The organism is Streptomyces sp. NPDC057654 (assembly GCF_042800135.1).
Lineage (GTDB): Bacteria > Actinomycetota > Actinomycetes > Streptomycetales > Streptomycetaceae > Streptomyces.
On sequence record NZ_JBHVHQ010000387.1, the window covers coordinates 1 to 7,701 of the forward strand.

8 protein-coding genes and 1 pseudogene are annotated in these 7,701 nt (G+C 73.1%); 3 read left to right on the forward strand and 6 right to left on the reverse strand.

The features are described 5' to 3' along the window. Positions 1 to 1,151: MFS transporter (locus ACFU99_RS25305; protein WP_384395690.1), on the reverse strand; the 1,151-nt coding region annotated here is incomplete at its 3' end. A gap of 17 nt (positions 1,152 to 1,168) precedes the next feature. Here ACFU99_RS25305 and ACFU99_RS25310 point away from each other — a divergent pair. Next, complete coding sequence (locus ACFU99_RS25310) at positions 1,169 to 2,392, forward strand: ROK family protein (RefSeq protein ID WP_384395692.1); 1,224 nt, start codon at positions 1,169 to 1,171, stop codon at positions 2,390 to 2,392. A gap of 70 nt (positions 2,393 to 2,462) precedes the next feature. On the opposite strand, the gene ACFU99_RS25315 is transcribed toward ACFU99_RS25310, so the two are convergent. Beyond that, positions 2,463 to 3,308, reverse strand: coding sequence for an alpha/beta fold hydrolase (locus ACFU99_RS25315; protein WP_384395695.1), 846 nt, complete (start codon positions 3,306 to 3,308; stop codon positions 2,463 to 2,465). 257 nt (positions 3,309 to 3,565) lie between these two features. On the opposite strand from ACFU99_RS25315, the gene ACFU99_RS25320 reads away from it, so the two are divergent. Next, positions 3,566 to 3,856 (forward strand): SHOCT domain-containing protein, encoded by a 291-nt coding sequence (locus ACFU99_RS25320; protein WP_384395697.1) that lies wholly within the window; start codon positions 3,566 to 3,568, stop codon positions 3,854 to 3,856. A 170-nt stretch (positions 3,857 to 4,026) separates the two neighbouring features. On the opposite strand, the gene ACFU99_RS25325 is transcribed toward ACFU99_RS25320, so the two are convergent. Together ACFU99_RS25325 and ACFU99_RS25330 are read right to left on the reverse strand one after the other, a co-directional pair. Next, complete coding sequence (locus ACFU99_RS25325; RefSeq protein WP_384395700.1) at positions 4,027 to 4,560, reverse strand: ATP-binding protein; 534 nt, start codon at positions 4,558 to 4,560, stop codon at positions 4,027 to 4,029. 288 nt (positions 4,561 to 4,848) lie between these two features. Beyond that, complete coding sequence (locus ACFU99_RS25330; protein WP_384395703.1) at positions 4,849 to 5,208, reverse strand: hypothetical protein; 360 nt, start codon at positions 5,206 to 5,208, stop codon at positions 4,849 to 4,851. A gap of 174 nt (positions 5,209 to 5,382) precedes the next feature. Between ACFU99_RS25330 and ACFU99_RS25335 the strand changes: the two genes are divergently transcribed. Further along, positions 5,383 to 6,525 carry a PLP-dependent cysteine synthase family protein gene (locus ACFU99_RS25335; protein WP_384395709.1) on the forward strand — a complete coding sequence of 381 codons (1,143 nt, stop codon included), beginning with the start codon at positions 5,383 to 5,385 and terminating at the stop codon, positions 6,523 to 6,525. Between the two features lie 43 nt (positions 6,526 to 6,568). On the opposite strand, the gene ACFU99_RS25340 is transcribed toward ACFU99_RS25335, so the two are convergent. Both ACFU99_RS25340 and ACFU99_RS25345 read right to left on the reverse strand, forming a co-directional pair. After that, positions 6,569 to 7,054 carry an SRPBCC family protein gene (locus ACFU99_RS25340; protein WP_384395706.1) on the reverse strand — a complete coding sequence of 162 codons (486 nt, stop codon included), beginning with the start codon at positions 7,052 to 7,054 and terminating at the stop codon, positions 6,569 to 6,571. Positions 7,055 to 7,260: 206 nt separating this feature from the next. Next, positions 7,261 to 7,701: pseudogene (locus ACFU99_RS25345) on the reverse strand (DeoR family transcriptional regulator); the annotation flags it as partial.

A 7,701-nucleotide genomic window follows, 5' to 3' on the forward strand; every position in this document is an offset into this window, starting at 1 on the left:
CAGCTGTCGGCGAGGACGCCGAGGGCGGGCGGGCCGAGCAGCATGCCGCCGTAGCCGAGGGTGGAGGCGGCCGCGACGCCGCTCGGCCCGGCCAGGTCACCGGCGCGTCCGATGGCGACGGGGAAGATGTTGGCGAGGCCGATGCCGGTGACGGCGAAGCCGAGGAGGACCAGCCAGGTGGCGGGGGCGAGCGAGCCGATCAGCATGCCCAGCGCGGCCGTCGAGCCGCCGGCGACCAGGGCTCTGGTCTGGCCGAGCCGTTCGAGGAGCGCGGTGCCGGTCAGCCGCCCGAGAGTCATGGTGGCGGCGAAGACGGAGTACCCGGCGGCCGCGAGGCCCGGCCGGGCGTGCAGGTCCTGCTGGAGGTGGAGCGCGCCCCAGTCGGCGAGCGCCCCCTCTCCGTACGCCGTGCACAGGGCGATGAACCCGAAGACCGCGACGAGGCGGCGCGCACGGCCCGTGAGCCGGGCGGCGGGCGCGGCGGCCTCGGGGCGGGCGTTCTCCGCGCGGGCGACAGGCGTCGCGCCCGCGACAGGAGCCGCATGGGACAGCAGAATCCGCCCTGCGACCGCGGTGAGGACCAGTCCCACCACCGTGAGTACCAGCAGATGCCGGGTGGGGGACAGCTGCCCGGCGACCAGCCCGCCCAGCCCCGCGCCGAGCATCCCGCCGAGGCTGAACGCCGCGTGGAAGCTCGGCATGACGGGCCTGCGCAGGGCCGTGACGAGGTCGACGGCCGCCGCGTTCATCGCGACGTTGATGCCGCCGTAGGCCGCGCCGAAGACGAGCAGGACGAGGCCGAGGGCGAGCGCGGAGTGCGTCAGCGGCGGCAGGGCGATGCTGAGCGAGAGCAGGACGCCGGCGACGACGGTGACCGGGTGGGTCCCGAAGCGGTGGCAGAGCCGGCCGGTCACCATCATGGTGGCGACGGCGCCGGCGGATACGCCGAGCAGGGCCAGCCCGAGATCGCCCGCGGAGGCGCCGGTCTGCTCCTTGATCGCGGGGATGCGGACCACCCAGCCGGCGAAGATGAAGCCGTCGAGGGCGAAGAATACGGTCAGGGCGGTACGGAGGCGGCGAAGGGCGGGGTCGGGCGTCGTGGTGCGCTGGGTCCCCGTTATGGCCGTCCGTATTTTGTTTAGCGTCGGCACAAAGCCAGAATAGGGGCGTGACCCAGAATCGGACAACACGACTGGAGCGGGGCCGCGGCGCCCTCGGCCCGGCGCTGGAGCTCGTACACACCGGACGCGCGCCCACCCGCGCCGTGCTCACCGCCGAACTCGGCGTGACACGGGCGACCGCCGGAGCCGTGGCCGCCGAACTGGAGGCGCTCGGCCTGATCCAGGTCGACTCGCGGCCGGCCGCCGCCGCGGGCTCCCAGGGGCGCCCCTCCCACCGGCTGTCCATCGCGCCCCGCGGCCCCGTCGTCCTCGCCGCCCAGATCCACGCCGACGGCTTCCGCGCCGCCCTCGTCGGGCTCGGCGGCCGGCTGGTCGCGACCGCGCCCGGCTGCATGACCGTGCCCGCCGACCCCGCGCGGGTGCTCGACGCGGTCGTCGAGGCAGGGGCCGGGCTGCTGCGCGACACCGGCCGCCGCTGCCTGGGCGCGGGGCTGGCCGTGCCCTCCGCCGTCGCGGAGCCCGAAGGCACCGCGCTCAACCCCATCCACGTGGCCTGGGCCGCCGGCGCCCCGGTCCGTGAACTCTTCGCCGAAAGCCTCGCCAAGGCGGACATCCCCGGCCCGGGGAACGTCCCCACCGAGGGCTTCACGGGCAACGACGTCAACCTCACGGCCCTCGCCGAACACCGCCACGGCGCGGGCCGCGGCGCCCGGCACCTGCTCTGCGTGGCCACCGGCCACCGGGGCGTCGGCGGCGCGCTCGTACTCGACGGCCGGCTGCACACCGGCAGTTCGGGGCTGGCCCTGGAGGTCGGCCACCTCCCCGTCAACCCCGACGGCCCGGTCTGCCACTGCGGCAGCCGCGGCTGCCTCGACATCGAGACCGACCCGCTCGCCTTCCTCACCGCCGCCGGGCGCGCCCCCGGCCCCGAGGTCTCCCTGCTCCAGCAGTCCCGCGACCTGCTCCGCACGGAATACGGCGACCCGGCCGTACAAGCCGCCGCCGACCTCCTCATCGACCGCCTCGGCCTGGGCCTCGCCGGCCTCGTCAACATCCTCAACCCCGACCGCATCATCCTCGGCGGCCTCCACCGCGAACTCCTGGAGGCCGACCCCGAACGCCTGCGAGCCGTCGTCGCCGACCGCAGCCTGTGGGGCCGCAGCGGAGGAGTACCGATCCTGCCCTGCATCCTCGACCACCACAGCCTGGTGGGCGCGGCGGAACTGGCCTGGCAGCCGGTCCTGGACGACCCGCTGGGGGCACTCGGCTGACGGCGCGCCCGCGCGGCCGCTCTGTACGGCAAGGGGCGGGTGCGTTCCTGCTCCTCCCGGGGGCGCGCCCTCACGTCCGGTTCAGCGGGTTCTCCTTCATGAAGCGGCGCAGTTCCGCCGTGAGGGCGACGGGGTTGTCCAGTTGGACCAGCGTCCGCGCGTCGGGGATCTGCGTATACCGCCCTCGCGGCAGCAGCGCGGCGAGCCGCCGCCCGGTCGCGGGCGGCATCATGCGGTCCTCCGCACCCCAGGCGACGAGCGCGGGCCGGTCGAATTTCCGCAGGTTCGCCGCGGCGTCGAGGTACGTGCTCGGCGCGGCGCTGCGGCAGAACTTGGCGAAGTCGCGGCGGATTTCGCGGTTGGTGAGCAGCGGCCGGTACCAGCGGCGCACCGACGCGTACGGGATCGGCCGCTTCGCCATCCCGCCCAGCGAGCTCTGCATACGCACCAGAAACGGCACGCGGAAGGATTGCAGCAGCAGGAAGAGGCCGCCGGGGACGCTCGCGGCCCCCTTGAGGAGCTTGCCCTGGACGCCGGGCGGGTAGTTCTCCAGCGCCTCGCACGAGGTGAGTACGAGCCGGCCGACGCGTTCGTCGCGGACGCCCACCAGGAGTTGGGCCGTTCCCGCGTCGTTCTGGACGAGTGTGACGTCACGCAGGTCGAGGCGTTCCAGGAACTCCGCCAGCACCAGCGCGACCCCGGACGCCGACAGGTCCGCGTCCGGCCGCATCGGCCGGCGATGGCTGCCGATCGGCAGTACGGGCACCACGACGCGGTACTCGTCCCGGAGCTCCTCCACCACTGGGTCCCACACCGACTCGTCGAATCCGAGCCCATGGGCGAGCACTACGACCTCGCCGCCGCCTCCCGTATCCGTGTAGTCGATGATTCCGGCGCGCAGTTCGACTTCGGGCATGGACGCCGCCTCTCCCTGGATGGACCGGTCCAGAGCGACGGTACCGATCGTGAGGACCACGGGCGTAGAAGCCCGAACCCCCGACGAACCGTCGCCTGTCGCGGCGTACGGGCGGACAGCCCGCGTACTCCCCGCGCGGTACGTCAAGTGCCGCTTGCCGTACGACGACCCGCGAGGCCGCGGGGGCCAGGCTCGGTGGTGACGGGAGAAGTGCAGGAAGCACGGGGAAACCGTCATCACCGAGGAGCTGAACTCTCATGAACACCCTTGCCCAGAGCTGGTCCGACGGCGGGCCCGGACCGTGGATTCTGTTCTTCCCGCTGGTGTGGGCGCTGGTCGTCGTCGGCGTCGTCACGCTGCTGCGCCGCACGGTGTGGCGCGGGCGGGGCGGCGCGCGGCAGGTGGGCGCGGCGTATACGGAGAAGTCCCCGATCGCCGTGCTCGGCCGTCGCTTCGCGGCCGGGGAGATCGACGAGGAGGAGTACTGGCAGCGCGTCTCCGTCCTTGAGGAGCACTTCGGCGGCGGCGCCAAGGAACGCGCCTCTTGAGGGCAGATGCGGTGGAAGGCGGGAGGCGGACAGTGGCCGCGGCCCGCTGCGACCGCGACACGCACGCCCGTCCCTACGAGTCCCGGGTGCTGGTGCCGCCCACGGGGGTGGCGGCATCAGCACGCAGGGCAGGGCAGGACGGTGCGCCGGTGGTCGGCCCACCAGTCGCCTCAGCCCAGGACCGCCGACCGTGCCGGCGCGTGATCGCGTAGCCCGCCGCCCGTCCGGCGCGACGGGGGCGGCTGTTCGAACGAGACGGTGGTCTCGGGCGCGCACAGCGGAGGCGGAGGTTCGACGGCGGCGGTGGGCGGCAGGGGGAGCGTGAACCATACGGCCTTTCCGCCGCCGCCCTCGCGGGGCCGGATGCCCCAGCTCTCGCTGACCGCGGCGATCAGGGCGAGCCCCCGCCCGTGGGTGCTGCACTCGTCGGTGTCGGCGAGGCTCGGCAGCCGGGGGTCGTGGTCCTGCACCGAGACCGTGAGCCGGTCGAGCAGCAGGACGATCTCCACCGTGCACTGCTTGTCGGGTTCCGCGTGTCGGTGCACATTCGTCAGCAGCTCGGTGACTCCGAGCGCCGCGGGATCGATGAGGGGATCGAGATGCCAGTACCGCAATTGCGCGGATACGATTCTGCGGACCTGTCCGATCCGTGACGGCAGGGCCTGAAGCTCCACCGTGCAATGCCTGCTCGGCCGGCTGATCACGGCTGCGACTCCCTGAAGAAGTAGGGCTAGCCTGATACAGATGCGGGTACAAACGCGGGCTGAGTACGGTTCCTGCAGTGTGGTGGCTGCCGAGCCGACCGGCGGAGGGGCTGGGTCTCAGCGTTACCACCGGTGAACCCTCGGTGATGATGGTACGAGTCAAGAGTCGACCAGGAGCGGCACACGCGCAACTTGTGCCGCTTTGTTCTTGTGCCTCTCCCTCGGGCTCTCTGCCTGTCTGGGATTCTCGGGACTCTCCGGGCCTGTCGGGGCCTCTGCGCTCTTCCGTCAGCCCTTGGTCTCCCCGGGCCCTCGGGGCTCCCGGGCGTGCGCCGTGCGCACCGCGTCCAGGAAGCGGCGGGCCGCGCCCGTCTCCGGTGCGCCGGCGGCCTCCCGCTCGTCCAGGGTGAGCAGATAGCGGGTCCCGTTCACCGTGGCGCGGGCGCGGCCGCGGGCCGCGAACCAGGGCCTGCCGGCCTGTACGGAGTCCACGGGCGCGCTGTCGATCTCCCGGCCGTAGCTGGTGAGCAGTTCCAGCCTGCCGTTCTTGATCTTTATCTGCCCGGCGCGGGTGAGGGAGCGGAGGGACCGCTCGATCCGCACCCCTGTCGCATTGAACTCGGACGCCGCGAACTCCGGCTCCGCCACGGTGCCCCACCTCCCCGGTCGAAAGCCGAACCAACCGCCTGCCCGCAGTCTGCCTGCGAGACGGCTCGTGCACCAGTGCCCATTTATGATCGAAACGTCCGAGAGCTCCCGATGAGCCCGGAAGTCATCGTGAGGAGCGACGTGAACAGCACAGTGCGACCGGGGGCGACGGACGTGGCGGAACCGGCCCGAGGAGGTTCCGCGGCCCTCGCGCCCGCCACCCCCACGCTCGACGTGGACCGTACCGATTCCGGCTACCGGAGCTGGCTCAAGGAGGCCGTCCGCAAGGTCCAGGCCGACGCCAACCGCTCCGCCGACACCCACCTCCTGCGCTTCCCGCTGCCCGAGGAGTGGGGGATCGACCTCTACCTCAAGGACGAGTCCACCCACCCCACCGGCAGCCTCAAGCACCGCCTCGCCCGCTCGCTCTTCCTGTACGGGCTGTGCAACGGCTGGATCCGGCCCGACCGGCCCGTCATCGAGGCGTCCAGCGGCTCCACCGCCGTCTCCGAGGCGTACTTCGCCAACCTCGTGGGCGTGCCGTTCATCGCCGTGATGCCCCGCACCACCAGCGCGGAGAAGTGCCGGCTGATCGAGTTCCACGGCGGGCAATGCCACTTCGTGGACGACCCCCGGACGATGTACCAGGAGGCGGCCGCCCTCGCCGAGCGGTCCGGCGGCCACTACATGGACCAGTTCACCTATGCCGAGCGGGCCACCGACTGGCGCGGCAACAACAACATCGCCGAATCCGTCTACAGCCAGCTGCGGCTGGAGCGGCACCCCGAGCCCGCCTGGATCGTCGCCACGGCCGGCACCGGCGGCACCTCCGCGACGATCGCCCGCTACGTCCACTACATGCAGCACGACACCCGCGTCTGCGTCGCCGACCCCGAGAACTCCTGCTTCTTCGAGGGCTGGCGGGACCACGACGCCGACGCGAGCAGCGACCGCGGCTCCCGCATCGAGGGCATCGGCCGCCCCCGCATGGAGCCGAGCTTCGTGCCCGGAGCCATCGACCGCATGATGAAGGTCCCCGACGCCGCGAGCGTCGCGGCCGTACGGGCTTTGGAACGGGCGATCGGCCGCAAGGCGGGCGGGTCCACGGGGACCGGGCTGTGGAGCGCCCTGAAGATCATCGCAGAGATGGTCGCCGAGGGGAGCACCGGGAGCGTCGTCACGCTCCTCTGCGACCCGGGCGACCGCTACCTCGACAAGTACTACTCGGACGCGTGGCTGGAGGAACAGGGCCTGGACATGGCCCCGTACGCCGAGACCATCGCGTCCTTCCTGGCGACCGGCCGCTGGCCCGAGTAGCCCCGAGCCTCCGCCGGGGCCGTATCGGGCCCGGCGGGTGAGCTCATACGGCCGCCAGCCGCCGGTCCAGTGCGCGTACGGCGTCCCGGAACGCGCGCCCGAACCCCGGCCGGGCCAGCCGCAGCGCGCCCCGCACCGGGGCCGCCGCGTCGACGGCGAACGTCCACCGCACGCGGGTGCCGGCGCCGTCCCCGGCGCCGATCGGGGCGAGCCGCCACTCCTCCAGGAGGGCGCGGACGCCGGGGACGTTCACCTCGTCGACGCGGTAGGCGTACCGCTCGGGCGCCTCCGCGGCCATGATCGCCTCGACGAAGCGGACCCCGCCGACCAGCCGGACCTCCCGGCCCCGCGCGCCGTCGACCGGTCGGGCCAGGGTGACCGCCCGGTACCACGTCGGCCACTCCGTGACCTCCTCGGCCAGCGCCCGGTAGACCGTCTCCGGGCGGGCCGCGGCGTCGGCGGTGAAGACCAGGCGCAGCGGCGCGGTCTCGGCGAAGTCGAGCCCGACAGGACGGAGTCGGCGCACCATGGGACGTACCCCCAGGGGATCGGCAACGTGACCGGGCGCGCACACCATAGCTGTCGGACCGTCAGATGTCTGCGCCGCCTCGATGTCCCGGGCACCTCAATGCCCGGGGCTCCTCGATGCCCGGAGCGCCTCAACGCCCGCGCTGCCGCAAGAGCCTGAGCCGCATCGAGCGCCTGCGCTCCCTCAAGCCCCCACCCTCGGTCGCCTCAGGCGTCCGTCTCGCCCTCCGGGCCGCCCACCACCACCAGCTCCGACAGGTGCTCGGCGATCTCCGAACGGGCCGGCTCCGGCAGTCCCGCGTCCGTCACCAGCGCGTCCACGTCCTCCAGGGCGGCGAACGAACTCAGGCCGACCATCCCCCACTTGGTGTGGTCCGCCACGACCACCACCCGCCGCGCGGACCGCACGAAGTGCCGGTTGGTCTCGGCCTCCGCCAGGTTCGGCGTGGAGAGCCCGGCCCGCACCGATATGCCGTGCACGCCCAGGAAGAGCACGTCGAAGTGGAGGGAGCGGATCGCGGCGTCCGCCACCGGCCCCACCAGCGTGTCCGACGGCGTACGGACGCCGCCCGTCAGCACCACCGTCGCGGCGCCGGGGCGGGGCCCCGCGCCGCCGCTCGCCGCCGCCCGCTGCGCGTTGTAGAACAC